Annotated in this window: 15 protein-coding genes; 3 read left to right on the top strand and 12 right to left on the bottom strand. The window is 61.6% G+C overall.

Annotated features, from left to right (window positions below; translation table 11 throughout):
- The first annotated feature begins 191 nt into the window (after window positions 1-191).
- The 3 genes from LRO94_RS16030 to LRO94_RS16020 all read left to right on the top strand — a co-directional run bounded on the left by LRO94_RS16030 (window position 192) and on the right by LRO94_RS16020 (window position 1980).
- Entirely contained in the window at window positions 192-482 is a 291-nt protein-coding gene (locus LRO94_RS16030; RefSeq protein ID WP_032887223.1) for a DUF5629 family protein, read from the top strand.
- Entirely contained in the window at window positions 469-1644 is a 1176-nt protein-coding gene (locus LRO94_RS16025; RefSeq protein WP_179178875.1) for a lactonase family protein, read from the top strand. The genes LRO94_RS16030 and LRO94_RS16025 overlap by 14 nt, the downstream gene beginning before the upstream one ends.
- Window positions 1645-1800: 156 nt before the next feature.
- On the top strand, window positions 1801-1980 hold the full coding sequence (locus LRO94_RS16020) for a hypothetical protein (RefSeq protein WP_032887221.1): 180 nt from the start codon (window positions 1801-1803) through the stop codon (window positions 1978-1980).
- Between the two features lie 33 nt (window positions 1981-2013).
- Here the strand turns inward: LRO94_RS16020 and LRO94_RS16015 are convergent, their stop codons facing one another.
- The 12 genes from LRO94_RS16015 to LRO94_RS15960 all read right to left on the bottom strand — a co-directional run bounded on the left by LRO94_RS16015 (window position 2014) and on the right by LRO94_RS15960 (window position 18459).
- Window positions 2014-2607, bottom strand: coding sequence for a glutathione S-transferase (locus LRO94_RS16015; protein WP_032887219.1), 594 nt, complete (start codon window positions 2605-2607; stop codon window positions 2014-2016).
- On the bottom strand, window positions 2604-6242 hold the full coding sequence (locus LRO94_RS16010) for an AAA family ATPase (RefSeq protein ID WP_179178876.1): 3639 nt from the start codon (window positions 6240-6242) through the stop codon (window positions 2604-2606). Before LRO94_RS16010 ends, LRO94_RS16015 begins: the two co-directional genes overlap by 4 nt.
- Window positions 6239-7480: an exonuclease SbcCD subunit D C-terminal domain-containing protein gene (locus tag LRO94_RS16005; RefSeq protein ID WP_179178877.1), complete on the bottom strand. Its 1242-nt coding sequence runs from the start codon at window positions 7478-7480 to the stop codon at window positions 6239-6241. The genes LRO94_RS16010 and LRO94_RS16005 overlap by 4 nt, the downstream gene beginning before the upstream one ends.
- 167 nt (window positions 7481-7647) lie before the next feature.
- Window positions 7648-8184 (bottom strand): hypothetical protein, encoded by a 537-nt coding sequence (locus LRO94_RS16000; protein ID WP_032887214.1) that lies wholly within the window; start codon window positions 8182-8184, stop codon window positions 7648-7650.
- A 181-nt stretch (window positions 8185-8365) separates the two neighbouring features.
- Window positions 8366-10006: a BatD family protein gene (locus LRO94_RS15995; RefSeq protein ID WP_032887212.1), complete on the bottom strand. Its 1641-nt coding sequence runs from the start codon at window positions 10004-10006 to the stop codon at window positions 8366-8368.
- Window positions 10003-11742 carry a tetratricopeptide repeat protein gene (locus tag LRO94_RS15990; protein WP_032887211.1) on the bottom strand — a complete coding sequence of 580 codons (1740 nt, stop codon included), beginning with the start codon at window positions 11740-11742 and terminating at the stop codon, window positions 10003-10005. The genes LRO94_RS15995 and LRO94_RS15990 overlap by 4 nt, the downstream gene beginning before the upstream one ends.
- Window positions 11739-12827: a vWA domain-containing protein gene (locus LRO94_RS15985; protein ID WP_032887209.1), complete on the bottom strand. Its 1089-nt coding sequence runs from the start codon at window positions 12825-12827 to the stop codon at window positions 11739-11741. Before LRO94_RS15985 ends, LRO94_RS15990 begins: the two co-directional genes overlap by 4 nt.
- On the bottom strand, window positions 12820-13314 hold the full coding sequence (locus tag LRO94_RS15980) for a DUF4381 domain-containing protein (protein WP_032887208.1): 495 nt from the start codon (window positions 13312-13314) through the stop codon (window positions 12820-12822). Before LRO94_RS15980 ends, LRO94_RS15985 begins: the two co-directional genes overlap by 8 nt.
- Window positions 13311-14243 carry a DUF58 domain-containing protein gene (locus tag LRO94_RS15975; protein WP_032887206.1) on the bottom strand — a complete coding sequence of 311 codons (933 nt, stop codon included), beginning with the start codon at window positions 14241-14243 and terminating at the stop codon, window positions 13311-13313. The genes LRO94_RS15980 and LRO94_RS15975 overlap by 4 nt, the downstream gene beginning before the upstream one ends.
- Before the next feature lie 5 nt (window positions 14244-14248).
- Window positions 14249-15208 (bottom strand): AAA family ATPase, encoded by a 960-nt coding sequence (locus LRO94_RS15970; protein WP_017739127.1) that lies wholly within the window; start codon window positions 15206-15208, stop codon window positions 14249-14251.
- Window positions 15209-15394: 186 nt separating this feature from the next.
- A complete protein-coding gene (locus LRO94_RS15965) occupies window positions 15395-17968 on the bottom strand; it encodes a S8 family peptidase (RefSeq protein WP_179178878.1) in 2574 nt (857 codons plus the stop codon).
- A gap of 137 nt (window positions 17969-18105) precedes the next feature.
- Window positions 18106-18459, bottom strand: a complete 354-nt coding sequence (locus LRO94_RS15960) for a hypothetical protein (RefSeq protein WP_179178879.1) — start codon at window positions 18457-18459, stop codon at window positions 18106-18108.
- Window positions 18460-18614 lie beyond the last annotated feature (155 nt).

Below are 18614 nucleotides of genomic sequence, written 5' to 3'. Positions count from 1 at the left end.
TCGTGCGGATGCGGGCTTCAATCGCAGTGGCCGGGGTGCTGGTCGGTGGGCCATGCGCCACGGATGTGGACCAAGAATGGCAAGCCGGCGCACGCGCTGGCGGTATCCGGATATCGTTGGGCAACGCGATGGGGGAAGGGCGTGAGGAATTGGCTTATCATCACGCTCTTTTCTTTGCGTGAACGATCCCGATGACTGCCGCTAGCCTCCTTACTGAACTTGCCAACACCGATATGCTCGAAGTCGATGGGTTGCACGCCTTTGATTTCACCCTCGACGATCAGGCGCTGGTGATCACCTGCATCGACGGACGCGCTGAAAAGCGCTGGTCTTTCAGCGTGGCGCAAGTACAGGCCGCGACCTTTGATGAAACGTTGCAAAGCTGGACCCTCACCGGTGACTCGGGCGAGCACCGTCTCGTGTGCATGAGTGCTTTCACCGGCAACAATAACGACGAGGAAGACGAGCATGATGATGCGTAAATTCTGGCCCCTGTTGATGGCGGGCAGTGTCGGTGCGATGTCGGTACAGGCCGCGCCGGCCGAGACCTATGAACTGTTGGTAGGCAGCTACACCGCCGGCAGCAGCGAAGGGATTTACCGCCTGCAATTCGACAGCCGCACAGGCCTGTTTCAGGGCCAGCCGGTGTTGGCGGCCAAGGCGGACAATCCGTCGTGGCTGACCCTTTCCAAGGACCAGACCCATCTGTTCGTGGTCAATGAAAACGGCCCAGGCCAGAAAGACCCGGTCGGCCGCGTGAGCAGCTATCGCATCGACCCGAAGAATCAGCAACTGACCCTGATCAACCAGGTGCAGAGCCTGGGTAATGAGCCGACTCACTCCAGCATTGCCGCCGATGGACGTTACTTGTTTGTCGCCAACTATTCCGTGAAGGAGGATCCGGGCGGCAGCCTGGCGGTGCTGCCGGTGGATGCCGAGGGCAAGCTGTCGGCACCGGTGCAGTTGAGCGGACACCCCGCCAGCCGGGTCAACCCCGAGCGTCAGGCTTCCAACCATGTGCACTCGGTGGTGTCGGCGCCGGATGGCAAGTACGTGTTCGTGCAGGACCTGGGGGCAGATAAAGTGTTTGCTTACCGCTATGACCCCAAGGCCAACCACGAGCAACCACTGACGCCGGCTTCCCCGGCCTCGGTGCAACTGCCACCGGGCAGCGGGCCGCGTCACTTGCTGTTCAGCGCCGATGGCAAGCACGCCTGGCTGACGACCGAAATGAGCGCCCAGGTCGCGGTGTTTGACTACCACGACGGCACGCTCACGCAGACCCAGTTGGTGGATTTCGCCGCCGGGCAACCGGTGTCGGACAAGGCCGGCGCAGCGTTGCACGCATCCAGCGACGGCAAATTCCTGTACCTGAGCAACCGCGGCACGGCCAATCAGCTGCTGGTATTCAGCATCGACCCGGCGACCGGGCACCTCAAGGAACTGCAGCGCCGTTCCGTAGAAGGCGACCATCCGCGCGAATTCAGTCTGGACCCGAGCGGCAGGTTCCTACTGTTCGCCAACCAGAAAAGCAATGAAATCGTGGTCGTCGAACGCGACCCCAAGACCGGCCTGCTGGGTAAAACCGTGCAGAAATTGCCGATCGATGCGCCCAGCGACCTCAAGTTCCTGGTGCGTCAATAAGCCACAGGCCCCGCAGTGCGGGGCCTGTGGCTTTGTATTAATTGCATTAATAGCGGCTAATGTTTCAAAGCATTTCTAAGGTTTAACCCTCGGGCGTAAGTTGAGTTCCAAGGCCTTCCCAGGCCACTCAACCAAACGAATACAAGGGCTACCGACATGAACTTCAATCTCTTCTCGATCATCGCCGCTTCCGCCGTTTCCGCCACCGTTGCCTTGCCTGCCGCCGCCAGCGTGGAAGTCAGCGGCAAACAGTCCGGCACCACCGCGTACACCCAGAAATACCTGCAACAAAGTGCCAACTTCTATGCGGCGCTGGATCACAAAACCCAGCACTGAGCGACAGGTGTGTGAGATCTGATGTGGTAGGGCTCAGGATTTGGCCATCACCGCGATAAACAACGGTGATTCCAGAAAGCGTTGCAGCCAGGCCTGAAGCCGGTGATACGGCGTCCCCGCAAACCATTCCCGATCCACATGGGCAAACTGGCGCACAAATGGCGCCAGTGCCACATCGGCAAGGCTCAGGTGATCGGCCAGCAAGTAATCTCGCTGCGCCAGCAATCCTTCCAGCTTTTGCAAGAACACCTCACCCTCGGCCCGATAATGTTCCATCGGCTGCTCGGGGTAGCGTTCGGGGTACTTGTATCGATTCAAGTGCTGTTTGAACCCCAGATCATTCTCGGCGATCAATGCCAGCGTGGCCGGGTTGCCCTGTAGCAACCAATCGTCAGGATCATGCTGCGCCAGGGCCCATTGCATGATCGCCAGGCTCTCGTCGATGACCACGCCATCCACCACCAGCACCGGCACCGTACCCTTGGGCGACAGCGCCAGCATCTCGGCCGGCTTGGCCTTGAGGCTCACCTCGACAATACGCATCGACACCCCCGAGTAGCGTAGCGCCAGACGCGCGCGCATGGCGTACGGACAGCGCCGAAACGAATACAGCAACACTTCGCTCACTTGACCTCCAGCGTGCTCAAACCATTGCCCTGGCGCATGACCTGGATCTGCACCGGGATGCGCTCGTGCATTTCCTGTACGTGGGAAATCACCGCCACCTTGCGACCTTGGGCCTGCAAACCGTCCAGTGCATCCATCGCCAATTGCAATGACTCGGGGTCCAGGCTGCCGAAACCTTCGTCGATAAACAGCGACTCGATCTTCAATGTGCTCGACGCCATCGATGCCAGACCCAGGGCCAATGCCAGCGACACCAGGAACGTCTCGCCGCCGGACAACGAGTGCACAGAGCGAAGTTCATCACCCATTTCCGTGTCCATCACCAGCAACCCCAACATGCTGCCGCCGCGCTTGAGGCGATAGCGGCGCACCAGTTGGCGCAATTGCACGTTGGCGTGATGCACCAGCAGGTCGAGGTTGTAAGCCTGGGCGAGCTTGCGGAATTTGTCGCCGCTGGCCGAGCCGATCAGCGATTCGAGACGTGCCCAACGCTGCCATTCCTCATAGGCGTTGGCGGTGGTCAGCGCCAGCGCCGCGTTGGCTTCTTGGCGCCGCTGGTCTTCGGACTGCCGCGCGCGCAATTCGGCGACCTGTTTTTCGCCCTCGGCCAATTGCTGGTTGAGGGCGGCGAGGGTGCTCTCCAGTTGTTCGGCGTCGAGATTGCCGTTGTGCAGGGCCTGGTGCTCGGCAAGGCGTTGTTCGCGCTCCAGCAGCAACACCTTGGCTTGTTCGACGGCCTTTTCGCTGGCCTGCAGATGCTGGCGCAGGGCGTTGACCTGAGCATCGTCGAAGGCCAGCAGGCGGGTGAGGCCAGTGTCGTCGAGTTCCGGGTGCTGGGCACGCCATTCGCTGATGCGCTTGGCAAGGGCCTGCTGTTCCGCCTGCAACGCCTGTTGGCGCTCCTGCTTGGCCTTGAGGTCCGCCGCCAGTTGCACCAGCGCATTGCGGGTTTCCTGCAGTTGTTGGCTGGCGTCGGTTTCGCTCGCGCGCGACTGCGCCACTGCGTGGTCCAGTTGCTGCTGCCAGTGCTCGGCGCTGGGGTTTGTGCCAAGCAGTGCGGTGAGGTTTTCCTGAGCGGTCTGTTGCTGAGTGGTCACATCCGTCAGGTGTTGTTGAGCGGCTTCCAGCTGTTGTTGCCGATGCTGTTGACGGTCCTGCTCTTTTTCAATGGCTTGCTGACGTTGCTGCTGTTCGGCCAGCTCATCGCGTTGGTGTGCCAGTTGTTCCAGGCGCTGGCTGACCTGCTGATCCAACAGCAGGAAGGTCGCCGTCGGTTCATGGCGCAGGCCATCCAGGATGTCGGCAGGCAACAGGCTGGCAAAAGTCGCGAACTCTTCATCGAGGCGCTTGCGGTCGGCCGACAACTCACGTTGCTGCGTCGCCAGCAATTGGGTGGCCTGCTGGCTCGCTTCCTGGGCAGCTTGAAGTTGCTGCTGCAAACGGCCGGCGTTCTGCTGCAGGCTAAGCAGCGCGCCCTGGCGTTGTTCGTCCTGCGCGATGCTTTGGGTGAGTTGGCTGAGTTGCTGGGTCAACCAGCCGCTGCGCTGGGCGGTGGTTTGATTGAGCAGTGAAGCGCCCAGTGCATGGGCTTGCAGATTGGAATTCGACGTTCGCTGGCGCGTGGCCAAGTCTTCCTGCTGGCTCAGGAATTCCTTGATTTGCCCATTGACCCCACCCAATTCGCCGCGCAACTCAACCAGTGTTTGATTGAGTGCATCGACCGCCTTTTGCGCGTTTTCCTGCTCGCTCTCATCATGCCGTCCAAGGCTTTGCAGCAAGGCTTCCGGACGGTGATAAGGGTGTTCGTGGCTGCCGCAGACCGGGCAGGGCTGATCGTCCTGAAGTTTGGCGCGCAATTCCTCAACGCTTTCACTGCGTGCAGTACGTTGACGTTCCAGCAGTTGCTTGGTGATGGTCAGCGTATGTTCGGCAGTGGTCAGTTGCGTCTTGGCTTGCTGGCCCAATTGAATCAGGTTTTCCCGTTGCTGCTGGGCATCGGCGAGCCTCTGCGTCAGATGGGCGGCCTGTTGATCCAACTGCTGTTCGTTGTCCCACAGCCGTGCCAGGTCTTCGAAGGCGCGCTGTTGTTTGCGGTTGTCTTGCAGCAGGCTGGCGAGCAATTGAATCTGCTCGGCCACGGCGTGAGGTTCTGCGCCGGCTTCCTGATACAACAGGTTCAGCGCTTCACGCTCCTCGGCATAGTGTTCGGCGGCCGCAGTGGCGCGCTGTTCGAGCAAGGGCAGCTCGGTGCTGCCTTTGTTGAGTCGGCTACCGGTTTGCATCAACTGTTGCAGGCTTGGGCGATAACCCTCCCACGCGGCGCTCAAAGGCGCCAGGGCGACACTGCTCTCCAGCTCGGCCTGCAATTGCTGAAGCCGTTTGACCGCCTGTTGGTGCCTTTCATGCAAGTGAGCCAGTGCAGACTGGCCTTCAGCACAGGCATTTTCTTTGAGCTGTTTGTCCTCGATGCGCTTGCCGAGCTCGTTGGTCACGTGGGTCAACGTTGTCTGTTCAGCGAAGGCGCGCTGCAGTAAAGGTCCCGCGTCGCCCTGTTGCTTGATAGCCTCGACCAGTGCCGTTTGCGCGGTCGCTTGCTGTTGCTGGGCGTGCTCTTGGCGTGCGTGCAACGCGATTTGTTGTTCGGTGTGCAGCTGAATCTGCGCTGCCAGTGGCGTCAACAATGCGCCGAGTTCGGCCAGGCGCGCGAAGTGGTGACGTTGCGGGGCCAATTGGTCGAGGTGGCTCAGGTCCTGGCGGTGTGGGTCCTGGCTGGCCCAATCGGTTTGTGCTCGTTGTAGATCTTGGGCGGCGCTGAGTTGCCGATCCTGCCACTCACGCAACTCCTTAAGCCAGGTGTGCTGCAACTCCAGTTGCTTGAGCTGGGCCTGCTGGGCCTTCAGCTGTTGCTGGGCGCCGGCCAGTTGCTGATCCAGTTCGGCGCGCGCTTCAGCGGCCAGGGGCACTACGCCGGTGGCCTGGTCCTGCAACTGTTTGTGCGCGTCCTTGGCTTCCTTGGCCTTGTCGAAGGCGCGACGGCCGAGCCGGGTGTACAGCGCGGTATCGGTGAGCTTTTCCAGCAGTTCGCTGCGCTCGTTGTCGTTGGCCTTGAGAAACGCGCTGAACTCACTTTGCGCCAGCAGCACGGCGCGGGTGAACTGCTCGAAATTCAGGCCCAGGGCCAGTTCCAGCTGGGTCTTGTATTCGGTTTTCTGGCTGGCCAGCAGTTGGTCGCTGTCCAGGTCAATCAGGCTTTGACGGCTGTTTTGCAGTTTGCCACTGGCTTTGTCGCGGGCACGATTGGCTTCCCAGCGCGCGCGATAGCGACGGCCGCTGACACCGACAAAATCCACTTCGGCATAACCGCCGCCGGTGCCGCGACGGATCAGGGTGCGCGGGTCGCCGATGGAAATATCGCTGTCGGCATCTGGCATTTTCGCCTGGCCGGTATCGCCCAGCCGTGGCACGGCGCCGAATAGCGCCAGGCACAGCGCATCGAGCAGGGTACTTTTACCGGCGCCGGTGGGCCCGGTGATTGCGAACAAGCCCGCGCTGGCCAGGGGCTCGGCGGTAAAGTCGATCTCGAATGGGCCGGCCAGGGAGGCGAGGTTCTTCAGGCGGATGGCGAGAATTTTCATTGCTGTTCCTCCTGCTGTTGCACTTCCTGGAGCAGCACGGCGAAGTCCTTCAAGGTCTGTTCATCCACTTCGCTGCCGTAGCTGTCCTGCCAGGCGCGGCTGAACAGCTCTTGCGGCGTGAGTTGGTCGAGTTCGATCAAGCGTTCTTCGTCAGTGGCATCGCTGCCGCGTTTGCCTGCGTATTCGGCGGCGATGCGCACCAGGCGCACGGCCTTGCCTTGCAGGGCGCTTTCGATTTGCTGGCGCAGGTCAGGCTGCGGCTCGTCAAGGCGCACACGTACTTCGAGCCAGGGGTGGCGCTGGGTTTCTGCGAGCAGGTCGACATCGGGCAAGTCCGCCAACGCTTTGAGGATGTCGGCCAGGGGCGCGGCCTCCAGCCGTTGCAGGTTGACCGAGCGCGGGATCAGGAGCGGTTCGACGCTGACCAGTCGTTCGCCCTGGAACGTCACGTCGAGAATCTGGTGTTTGTAGCCGATCTCGGAAAACGACAGCGGGATCGGCGAGCCACTGTAGCGAATGCGTTCTTCGCCGTTCACCTTTTGCGGCTTGTGCAAGTGGCCGAGGGCAACATAGCCGACACTTTTGTCGAACAGGTTGGCGGGCAGCGCCTCGGCATTGCCGATGATCAGGCTGCGCTCGGAGTCTTCCGACACTGAACCACCGGCCATATGGGCGTGGCTGATGGCAATCAGCGCCTGGCCTCTTTTGCGTTTGGCGTTGGCGGCGGCGATCAACCATTCATGTACCTGACCGATACCGCGCAGGTAGTCGTCACCCAGGTGCGCGCCGGTCACTTCCGCCGGGCGCAAGAAGGGCAATGCCAGGCACCACGCGGCGATCTTGCCTTTGGCATCCGGCAGTGGAATCAGCAGGCGTTCGGCGTCCAATTGGCCGTCATCGAGCCACAGCACGCGCCCGAGGGCATGGGCGCGCAAACGGCGCATCAACGGTGCAGGCAACTCGATGCGCGAACCGGAATCGTGGTTGCCGGCGATCATCACAATGGTCAGCTTGGGGTTTTGCTCGTGGGCGCTGATGATGAAGTCATACAGCCGCTCCTGTGCCTTGAGCGGCGGGTTGACCGTGTCGAAGATATCGCCGGCGATCAGCAGCACATCGGGATGTTGGGCGCCGATCTGGCGCAGCAGCCATTCCAGGAAACAAGCGTGTTCGTAGTCGCGTTCCTGGCCGTGGAGGTTTTGGCCAAGGTGCCAGTCGGAGGTGTGGAACAAACGCAAGGCGAACTCCGTGAAAAAAATAGAGATGTGAATGGCCGCCGTATACAGAGAATGGCGGTGAAAAGGAGGGGAGTTTACCTTACAGAGCAATGAACCTACTCAGCCAACGACGCAACTTTGTCGACTGAGTGAGGTGTCTGGCGGGGGCGGGCAGCTTGCTGGCTGGCTTACGCCGGAGTGAAGGGGGAAAACGGCAAACTTTCATTCAGGACATCCTTGCCTGTTCGCGTTCCTACAATGTATTGCGCGGGAATCGCCGTCAGGAAGGTGGCCTCTCGGGTATGTACCGGATGACAAAGCGCGATAATCGTTGCCGTTTCATAGGTGTTGCCGTTGTGAATGATGCAGTATTTGCGGGTGGTACCGACGTTCGACAACGGTATCTGTCGTTCTCGATCGCCCTTGTTGGTCAGTTCCCACGCCATGAGCTCACGGTCGGGGATTGAAATCTTGTAGAAATAGCTTTTCGCGAATGCGCCCTCCTGCGTTTGAGCGGTGGCCACCAGCCCGCCAGGGGTTTGTTCGCGCCACGTCATGCCCACGTCATGGCATGAAAGGCGCATATTTCCTTTCATGAATTGTTGAGCGAGATATAGACGTGCCTGGTTGCCGTTCATGGTGGGGATAGGCGGTTTTGCGGTGAACCCTTGTTTACGAATCACGCTGTCCGCTGGGTTGCGGTCGTCACCTCGGTAAAAGTCCATCCAATAAATCCTCTGATTTCAAGCGTACGGCAGGTATTGCCGACCGCTGCAGAAGTTTGACTGGCGGGGAGGTATTTGCTGAATCGGACTAATCTGCTGGTTCAGAAAGCGTCAACTCCCGTGTAGGAAATTGACTGGCGTGTGGGCTCTCAATCGCGAGGGTTTTTTGCTGGGCAATGGGCTACTTGGGATAGAGCGGCGGCAGGCTGGTGGTGTCGGTCGTTGAGTCCAGCTCGCGTTCGGCGATTGGGATGGCTTTTATCGCGCGCCATAGGTCTTCGCCCAGCCAGTATTGGCCGCTCTCGCTGTACAGCGCGCCGTTGAGCCCATCCAACGCATCCGACAACGGCACAAACCGCGCCGCCATGTCGGCCAGGGTTTCCGGTTGTTGGCGTGCCCAAGCGTCGAGCGCTTGGCGGGTGGCCTGAGGGTCGTTGGCCTGGGTTGCGCGTTTGAGGTCGTCGAGCAAGGTGCGCGGGCTCGGGCCGGTTTGTGCGGCGCGCAGTACCGCCGGTTGCCGGCGCGCACGCCACCACAGGCCGAAGCCCAGCAGCGTGGTGCAGGCCAGGATCAGCGTACTCAGTTGCCACAGCCACAAACGGCTGTCGTCCGGCGCGGTGATGATGGTCGGCGTGGCGGGGGTGTCCACCACCAGGCTGGGGTTGTTGGCCACTTGCAGCGTGCGGGCGGGCAGGCTGGTGCGTTCGAGGTGGTCTTCGTGGGTGTTCCACCACACCACTTCCACGGACGGTAGTTCCAGCGGGCCGACACGGTTGGGCACCAGGGCTTCGCGGTCTTCGCGGCTGCCGATCAGGCCACGGTCGCTGGTCTGGTTGCCGAGCACCGGTTGGTCGGGATAGCGGCGCAGGCCATTGATGTCGGTGCTGGGCAAGGCTGGCAGTTGGGCACTGGACAGGCCCTCGGCCTTGACCGTGAGACTGCGGGTCAAAGAGTCGCCGACTTGCACATGTTCAGGTTCTGGGTTCCAGGCCTCGGTCAGCGTCAGGCTGCGCGCCGGCAACCAGGGCGTGTCGGCGGGATACAACTCGGGCTTGGGTTTGACCTGCAACGTCAGCGGCGCCGAGCTCACGTGGATCAGCTTGCCGGGCTTGGTGCCCTGAAGGGTGTTTTCCTGAGGCGGGCGCGATTCCACCAGCGTGGCGCTGAAGGTCTGCGTCGGCAGTTCCAGGGCGCCGCTGTGCTGTGGGTAGATCGCATAGCGGGTTTCGATCACGCCATGGCGGATGCTGTTGATGACTTTTTCGTACGTGCGCGACTCGCCCAGTTGCTCCACGCGGGCATCCGGAATCTGCAACGGCGTGAGGCTGCTGTCGTCATACAGCGACACCGAGTGGTAAACACGTACGGTCAGCAGCGCCTGTGCCTGCACGTACACGCTGGTCTGGTCGAGGTTGGCTTCGATAAAGACGGGTGCCAATTCGGCATTGCTGTTCTGGCTGGCGGTTTCCACCACTTGCAGGCTGATGGGTTGGGTCGTGTAGTCGCCCACTTGCAAGGGGGGGATCACCACCGTGCCGTTTTCCTTGGGCAGCAAGGTAATGATCCAGCGCGTGGTGGCGTGGTTATCGCCGCCCAGGGTGGTGAGCTGGTTGAGCTGGCGGGTACCGCTGACTTCAAACTGCGCGTCCAGGGGCGAAAGGTCGGGCTTGCCGAACTGGGTGACGTCACTCGATTCCACCGTCAGTTCCACCGTTTCCCCGGAATTGAGGCGGCTGCGGTCGACGCTGGCGACCAGGTTCGCCGCCTGGGCGTGGCCTGCCGTCAACGCGAGCAGAAGCAGAAGGGTGGTGCGGCGGCTCATCGAGTCTTGTCCTGATGTTGTTGCTGTTCGTACCAGAATTTGCGTCGCAGCAGTTCGCCGGGGTTGTCCGGGATCTCCTGCAGCCATTGTTCCAGGGCTTGGCGACGTTCACCGTCGAGGCTTGCGTCGTTAGGGCGCAGCGGCGGGGTGGTGGTTTGCTCGTCGCCCAGTTCGCTGCCCGGCACTTCGTTGCCGCCGGTTTGCGGTGTGGCGCCAGTCTGGGTATCACCGGTGCCTGCTTCGCCTTGGCCCTGGGACGACTGCTCGCCGCCAGTGGCATTCTGCCCGCTGGCGCCCGGTTGCGCAGTTTGGCCGGGTTGGGTGGATTCGTCATCCTCGTTTTTTGCCGGCTGTTCTGGCTCGGGCTTTGCCTGTTCCTGCATCAGGGATTCCACCAGAGCCTTGTTTTTCAGGGCCGGTTGCAGGTCAGGTTGGGCTTCCAGGGCTTGTTCGTAGGCATCGATAGCCGCTTCCAGTTCGCCGGATTTGGCCAACGCGTTACCGCGATTGTAGTGAGCGTAGGCGTCATTGCCTTCGGCAAACCGCTTGATGGCTTCGGCATAGTTGCCAGCTTCGTACAGGGCAACGCCTTGCCATTGCACGTCCTGAAAGTGTTCGGCGGCTTCGGCGGGGCGTTTCTTCTTCAACAGGTATTGGCCTTGCTGGTCGGGACGCAGCCACAAATCCTGGAGTTCAAAGGCGTAGCTCGGCTGCGGCGCTGCCATTAGCAGCAAGGGCAGGCAGAACAACCAGCCACGGCGCCCGGCGCAAGCGGCGAGCAGCAGCAACGGGAGGAGCAGCCAGTAACCCTGGTCGGCCCAGGTGTCGAGGTGCAGCAACTGGCCGTCATTGCGCAGGGCTTGCGGCGGGTCGAGTACGCCGAGCTGGCGCAGGTCTTTATCGTCGAGGCGTGCGGCACGGTAACGCCCGCCCATTTCGCTGGCGAAGGCTTTGAGCGTGGGGCTGTCGAGGCGTGGTACCAGAATCGCACCGTGTTCGTCCTTGAGAAATTCGCCGCTTTCCTGGGTGACCGGCGTGCCTTCGCGGCTGCCGATGCCGAGGATCGACAGGGGTGGCGACTGGTTACTTTGCAGCAGCAGGCGAATGCCTTGGCGCTCCTGCTTGGACAGGGATGAGCCGATCAGCAGCAGGCGCCCTTGGCCGAGACCGCTGTGCTTGAGCAGGTCGAGGGCTTTCTGTACTGCCAGGTCGGCGCGGTGGCCGGGTTCGGGCATGATCGAGGGGCGCAACGCTTCGAGCAGGTTGCGGCTGGTGCCCAGATCGTCCGAGAGTGGCACCAGGGTGTGTGCGCTGCCGGCATACACAACGATGGCGGTTTGCGCGTCGGTGCGCGCTTGCAACAAGTCATACAGCTTGCGGCGTGCCTGTTCCAGGCGGTTGGGCGGGCTGTCGGTAGCGAGCATTTCCGGGGTCAGTTCCAGCAGTACCACCAACGGGTCGGACGGCTTCTGACTGGTCTGTTCAACCCGTTGCCAACTGGGGCCAAGCAATGCCAGCACGGCCAACAGCCAGGCGATACCGAGCACCACCCACGGCGATTTACTTTCGCGGCCGTTGCCACCGCTGAGCAGCACGGCGTGGAAGGCCGGCGGCAGGATCATCTGCCAGCGCCCGGCGCGTTTTTGGCGGTGCCACAGTTGCCACAGCAACCAGCCGAGCAACGGCAACAGCAACAGCCACCAGGGGCGGAACCAGTGCGGCCAGAGGTCGATCATCGACGCCTCCGCAAACGCAGGCGTTTAAGGCGCTGGCGCCATTCAGGGCTTTGTTGCAGGAAGATCCCCTTGCTCGACAATTTACTGAACCAGCGTTGCAGGGCGTTGTTCGGCCAGCGTTCCTGGATCACCAGCAACATGCTCAGGAGCAGCGCCAGGGCCAGCGGGCCGCTGTACAACGCCAGCGCCGGGCGGGCTTGGGTTGGTTGCTGTTCGACGGGCTCCAGTTGGTCGAGGGTTTCCTTGATGGTTTGCAATTCTTCGCCGTCGCGGGCACGGAAATATTGCCCGCCGGTGGCGTTGGCAATGGCCTTGAGCGCCGGTTCGTCGAGGTCCAGGCTTGGGTTGACGCCGAGAATGCCCAGGGATCCGGTTTGCTCAGGGTCGGCGCCGATACCGATCGGGTAGATCTTCACGCCTTCTTCGGCAGCCAGGCGCGCGGCGGTCAGTGGATCGATTTGACCCGCGTTGTTGGCGCCGTCCGTGATCAGAATCAGCACACGGCTTTGCGCCGGGCGCTGACGCAGGCGCTTGAGGGCCAGGCCAATGGCATCGCCAATGGCGGTATTTTTGCCGGCGATGCCGATGCGCGCTTCATCCAGCCAGGTGCGCACGGTGCGGCGGTCAAACGTCAGCGGCGCTTGCAGGTAGGCTTGGCTGCCGAACAGGATCAGGCCGACACGGTCGCCGTCGCGATGCTCAAGGAAGTCACCGAGGAGGTTCTTGACCAGGGTTAAGCGGCTCACGTCCTCGTCCCGCCAATGCATATCGGGGAAATCCATGGAGCCGGACACGTCGACCGCCACCAGCAGGTCGCGACCACTGGCGGCAATCGGCAGTGGTTCGCCGAGCCACTCAGGACGTGCGGCGGCGGTCAACAGCAGCAGCCACAGCACCACGAAAGGGGCTTGTTGGCGCCAGCCCGGCAAGTTGACGCGGGCGCGGCGCTTGGCCAGGCCTTCGAGATCACTGAGGTAGCTGACTTTCAGTGCCGGCTCGCCGCTGTCGGCCACAGGCAGGATAAGCCGCATCAACCAAGGCAATGGCAACAGGACGAAGATCCACGGCCAGGCGAACTCAAACATGTTTGCGAATCCAGGTGTCGACGGCTTGGGTCAGGCCGGCGATGGCCTTGTCGTCGAGTTTGCATTCGGGTTTATAGGCGCCTTCCACCAGTACCATCCAGCGGGTGAGGCCGGCAGCCGGGCAGCGGTTGTCGAGGAACGCCAGCCATTTGCGCCCATTGAGGGTGTGGCTCTGGCTGTAAGGGTAGTCGTTGCGGCACAGGCGCTTGAGCAGGCCATTGAGTTGTTGCAGCCAGGCACCGGCGGGCGCGCCGTCATAGGGTTTGGGCATGAGGGCCAGTTCTGCCAGTGCGGCGATGCGCAGCGGGTCCAAGGGTTGTTCGGCGCGTGCCACTGGGCGTCGCGCAGGGAGGAAGCGGCGCAAGGACCAAAGCCCCCAACCCAGCAACGGGATCACCAGCAGCAACAGCCACCAGCCCGGTGCAGGCGGCCAGAAGCCGATGCTTGGCGGGGCGATCAGCGGTTGCAATTGGTCAAGGCTGCTCATTGTTTTTTGGCCGGGCGTTGCGGGTTGAGGTATTCGCGCAGTTGCTCGACCATTTCGCTCTGGGTGCTCAAGGGCATCAGCAGTATTCGCAGTTTTTGCGCGAGCAGTTCCCAGCGGGCGATGCGTGCTTCAGCTTGGGCCTTGTAGGCCTGGCGCAAGTCGTAATTCAGCGTGTCCAGTTCCAGTTGCGCCCCTCTTTGCGCAAAACGCAGCAGCCCCGCGGCGGGCAGGGCGTGGTCCAGCGGGTCGGAAATCGGCAACAGCAGCAGGTCGCAATGGCGTGACAGTAGGCTCAACTGTTGCTCGGCGCCTTCAGTGAGGGCGCGTTCATCGCAGATCACAATCACCAGGCTGCCAGGGCGCAGCACTTCGCGACCACGGCGCAGGGCCATGCCCAAGGCGTCGGCTTCGGGGCGGCTTTCGGTGTCCAGGCTCTGGTTGACGCGCACCAGGCGGTTGAGCAGTTGCAGTAGGCTTTGCTTGCTGCGCCGGGGTTTGATTTCGTAGTGCTCATTGTCTCCAAACACTAGCCCGCCGACCCGGTCGTTATGCCCCAGCGCGGCCCAGCCGATCAGGCTCGCCGCCTGGGCCGCGAGCACGGATTTGAACATCTGGCCCGAGCCGAAAAACAGCCGGCAGCTTTGCTCGACCATGATAAAAATCGGTCGCTCGCGCTCTTCGTGGAACAGTTTGGTGTGTGGTTCCTGGGTGCGGGCAGTCACGCGCCAATCGATGGTGCGCACATCGTCGCCAGCCTGGTATACGCGCACCTGGTCGAAGTCGACTCCGCGCCCGCGCAGTTTGGAGTGATGCAAGCCGATCAGCGGGCTGCGCTGGCTCGGCGTGGAAAACAGCTGTACTTCGCGCACGCGGTGGCGCATCTCAATCAACTCGCTGAGCGTGACGCGGATTCCATCGCTGGCATTCATCGAGTTCAAGCGACGGCAACGACGTCGAGGATGCGTTGCACCACACGGTCCTGGTCGATGCCAGCCGCTTCGGCTTCGAACGACAGGATGATGCGATGGCGCAGTACGTCGAACAACACCGCCTGGATATCTTCCGGGCTCACGAAGTCCCGTCCGGCCAGCCAAGCGTGGGCGCGGGCGCAGCGGTCGAGGGCGATGGAACCGCGGGGGCTGGCGCCGTAGGCGATCCACTCGGCCATCTCTGGGTCGAACTTGGCCGGGGTGCGTGTGGCCATGACCAATTGCACCAGGTATTCCTCCACCGCATCGGCCATGTACAGGCCGAGGATTTCTTTGCGCGCGGCAAAAATCGCCTGCTGGCTGACGCGGCGTTCGGGCTTGGTTTCACCATTGAGGGCTTCACCACGGGCTTGTTGCAGGATGCGCCGCTCCACGGCGGCGTCCGGGAAGCCGATCTTGACGTGCATCAGGAAACGATCGAGCTGGGCTTCGGGCAGCGGGTAGGTGCCTTCCTGCTCGATGGGGTTTTGCGTGGCCATCACCAAAAACAGCGGCGACAGCTCGTAGGTGCTGCGTCCTACGCTGACTTGGCGCTCAGCCATGGCTTCGAGCAAAGCCGATTGCACTTTGGCCGGGGCCCGGTTGATTTCGTCGGCCAGCACCAGATTGTGGAAGATAGGCCCTTGCTGGAATACGAAGCTACCGGTTTCCGGGCGATAGATCTCGGTGCCGGTGATGTCGGCGGGCAGCAGGTCTGGGGTGAACTGAATACGATGGAACTGCGCTTCGATGCCTTCGGCCAGCTCTTTGATGGCCTTGGTCTTGGCCAAGCCTGGCGCGCCTTCGACCAGCATATGGCCGTCGGCGAGCAGGGCGATCAGCAGGCGATCAATGAGTTTTTCCTGGCCGAGAATCTGCGTAGAAAGAAAGGTTCGCAGCGCGAGCAGCGCTTCACGATGTTCCATCGATGACGGTTCCTGGAGAGATGAGCCTCTACGTCATGCAGCAAACGTCGGGCTGGGGCGACTACTTTAATGCATGGCGGGGGGTGGCGACTAACGGCGCGCGGGGTATTTTCAGGAAAACTTGTAGGAATTTTGTTTAGGAAGCAGGAATGGGGTGAGCGGGCCTGTCCGCTCACCCCGGATGCTTCAAGGGCATGGCACCCCGATTTTCCATTCTTTGCCCCATTGCGCGGAGTAAAGGTCCGGCGGCTTGTTCTGGCTATAGAAGTTATGTTCGTAGACCTTGTCTTTGTACAAGACTTTCTCCCAGGCGGTCTGGTAGGTCTTGGTCGGCGACCACGCCGGGGTGTTTCTGCAGTCATCGGAGTCCGATGCTGCTTTGACGGTGATCGGCCGGTCCAGCCTTAGCGTACCTCCGCGCCCGTCACTGACCGCCACGCTGATGGTCGCGCGGGTGTCGCTGCTGACCGGGCGGGCAGTCACGCTGATGGTGCGGGTATTGAGGGCGGTGGCGGTGAGGACGGTTGGGAGCGTCCAAGCGTACGTCATGGGGTCGCCATCCGGGTCGCTGGTGTTGGCGGTGAAATTCACGGTTTTGCCCGATTCGACCGTCTCATCGCCCTGCAGGCTGCCCACCGGCGGCCGGTTGACGGGGGCGCTGGCGTTCACTTTGACAGTGTGGCTGGCACTGGCGCTGGCGCCGCGTGCGTCGGTGACGGTCAATGTGATGCTGCGCGTACCGTCCGTGTTTGGCGCGACGAGCGTAGCGGTCGGCTGCGTCGACGTTGACGGGGTAAAGCCCGATGCGGTCCATGCATAGCGCAGGTCCTGGCCGGTGGACGAAATGCCCGACACTTGCAGCTGCTTGCCGGCTTCAACCGTGGATGGCGCGGTGATCCTGGCGACAACGGGTGATTCGCCACCGCAGGTGCCCAGGCGACGCCAGGGTTTGGCGGCGCCGGTTTCAACAAAATTCAGGTCCGGGCGTGCGCCCTGGGACCAGTGCGCGACCTGATAGTTGTAACCGCTGTAGGAGACTTTTTCGCTGACATTGGAATACGCCTTGGTGGCGACCCACGCGGCGACGCAGTCACCGACCGGTGGCGTTTCGGTGGCTTTGATCGTGAGGTTTTCGACCAGCGTGATGCTGCGTGTGCCATCGGACACCAGCACTGATATCGACGTGCGGGTGTCGACGGGCATCACGGGTGCCGCCAGTGCAATGGTCGGCCCCTCACCGGTCGCGGGCGTGAAACCCGTGGCAGTCCAGCGATACGTCAGCGGTTTGTTGGTGGGTGATTCGGCGTAGACCTGCCCGGTGAATGCCGCGCCCGACTTTACCTCTTCGGGCAGGGCCAGGCGGCCGGTGGGCGGCTGGCCTGCGCCGTCGGCGAGCAGTTTCTTGATCGCTAAATCCAGGTCGGGCTGCACGCCGATCTCGGTGCGATTGCCGTTGGCCTGTGGGTAGCCGGTTTCGACGAGGATTCTGCGCAGTTCCTTGGGCGGGATGTCTCCCAGTCGATTGGCCCGCGCTACGCCCTGCAGCGACGCCACTACCCCGGCGATGATCGGGTTGGCTGATGAAGTGCCGCTGTAGGTGTGGGTGTAGGCGGTGGTTGGGTTTGCAGCGCTCCAGGTGGTCGTGGTGACCGAACCGCCCCAACTGAACAGGTCGACGCGGCTGCCATATTGGGAAAAATACGCGCGCACGCCCGACTTGGGTTCGACGGCGCCCGCATAGATGCTGCCGGTGTCAAATTTGTTGCGGTCAAAGTAGCCGGCGAAATAGGGGTGATCCAGATTGATATTGCCGTTCGCGGCGGCGATCACCACGTGCAAGCCTTTTTCCTCCGTCATGTAAGTGATGATGTCGCGTATTTTCCTGTTGTACTCGACAGGCATATAGCAACTGCTGGTGCAACCTACGGCTGAAAAGGGGGTGTGATTGGTGTGGATGCCGATTTGTACGACATCGCCCGGGCTTAATTGCTCTGCCGCTCGCAGCAGTCGGGTGTCGCCATATTGCGCGTAGCCGAGTTGCACCTGCGGAGCGATGCCGGTGGTGCCGAAGCTGTTTTCCTTGGAGGCAATCGTGCCGACGCTGGCAGTGTCGTGGTAGCCGGTGATTGCCCCGTCGTCGACTTCCAGGAAGGGTTTTGGCAAGTCTGCGTGATCATAGGACCAATGGTCGATTTCCGACGAAACCACTCGAATGTTCTCGCCCTTGCCGCCTGGCACCTTCCAAGCTTGCACGGCATTCACACCGCCGATCTTGTACGGCGTCACGGCTTGTGGGCCATGTAGGTAGTTCTGGCGGCTGGTGTGGTCGGGGATCGCGTTGCGCGGGCTGTCTTCGACGGGCTCGGCCTTGTCATCGAACATGCCTTCGGCCAGCGGCTCGAAGTCGACCTCTTCAATGGCCGGGTCCTGCCTGAGCTTCGCAGCCAGTGCCTGGGCCTGGTCAGGTGTCAGGTGCTGGGTGTCGATAATGTAATAGCGGTCCAGTCGATGCCGCTGCAAGGCCTGAAATGCCTCCAGCGTACGCGTCTTGGAAGGCGGCACCAGCGCCTTGATGTTGGGTACATGGGTCTGGAAGGTACTGGACGGGTCGTAGGTGTCCTGGAAATGCCTCGACGTCGAGCCATCGTCCTTGAGCAGCAGGACCAGATGTGAATAACCAGCGTTGGCAGGCGCTGCCGACAACGCCGAGGAAGCTGCGCCCAAAAGGACGATGGCGAGAAGCTTGCTGATGGATTTCATCGGAGCACCTGTGCAGTCACCGTGATTTCAATCAGCTAAGGCGCAAAACCGAAGGCGGGATACTGTTAGAAATAACAGTAACGACAAACGGTCAAGGCCCTCGATCTTGACTGCGCAGGGGGTTGAAGGCCCCGGTTTCAGGCGCGGAGGTAGGTGCCGGTGCCCTTGAGAATATTCTGCAGGGTTGCTTCCACTTCTGCCATATCTGCCACTGCTGTGGCGTGGCTGATCTCCAATTTATCCTTGCCACCGAGGGCGTCGGCATCGCCGGCGGCCAGTTCCACGGTCAGGGTCGTGTCGCTCAGGGTGATTTTCAGGCCATCGAGGGTTGAAGGCTCGTAGTCCCAGGTGAGTTCCACTTCGTCTTCATCGGGGTAGCGGGTCAACATGAACATTTCGCCGTTCTTGCCGTGGCAGCAGAGCATGGCCATGTTGTCTTCTTCGTCGTCGCACGGTGTGGCCATCAGGGCGTCGGTTTTGATTTGCAGCATGGGGAATCCTGTCTGGGGGAGGGCATCGCGTGGGCAATTGTGCCATTGCCGCGAATTTTGTGCTTCTTCCTGTGTCAGACTCAGGGCATGACCTGGCATGGAGAATCAGTCATTTTCGACACTCACCCCCGAACAAATAGGCGGTTTTTTCACCC

It is taken from the genome of Pseudomonas sivasensis (assembly GCF_021391435.1).
In the GTDB taxonomy this organism is placed as follows: domain Bacteria; phylum Pseudomonadota; class Gammaproteobacteria; order Pseudomonadales; family Pseudomonadaceae; genus Aquipseudomonas; species Aquipseudomonas sivasensis.
Note: the sequence above shows the minus strand (reverse complement) of the source record. Positions and strands in the feature narration are given on the sequence as shown.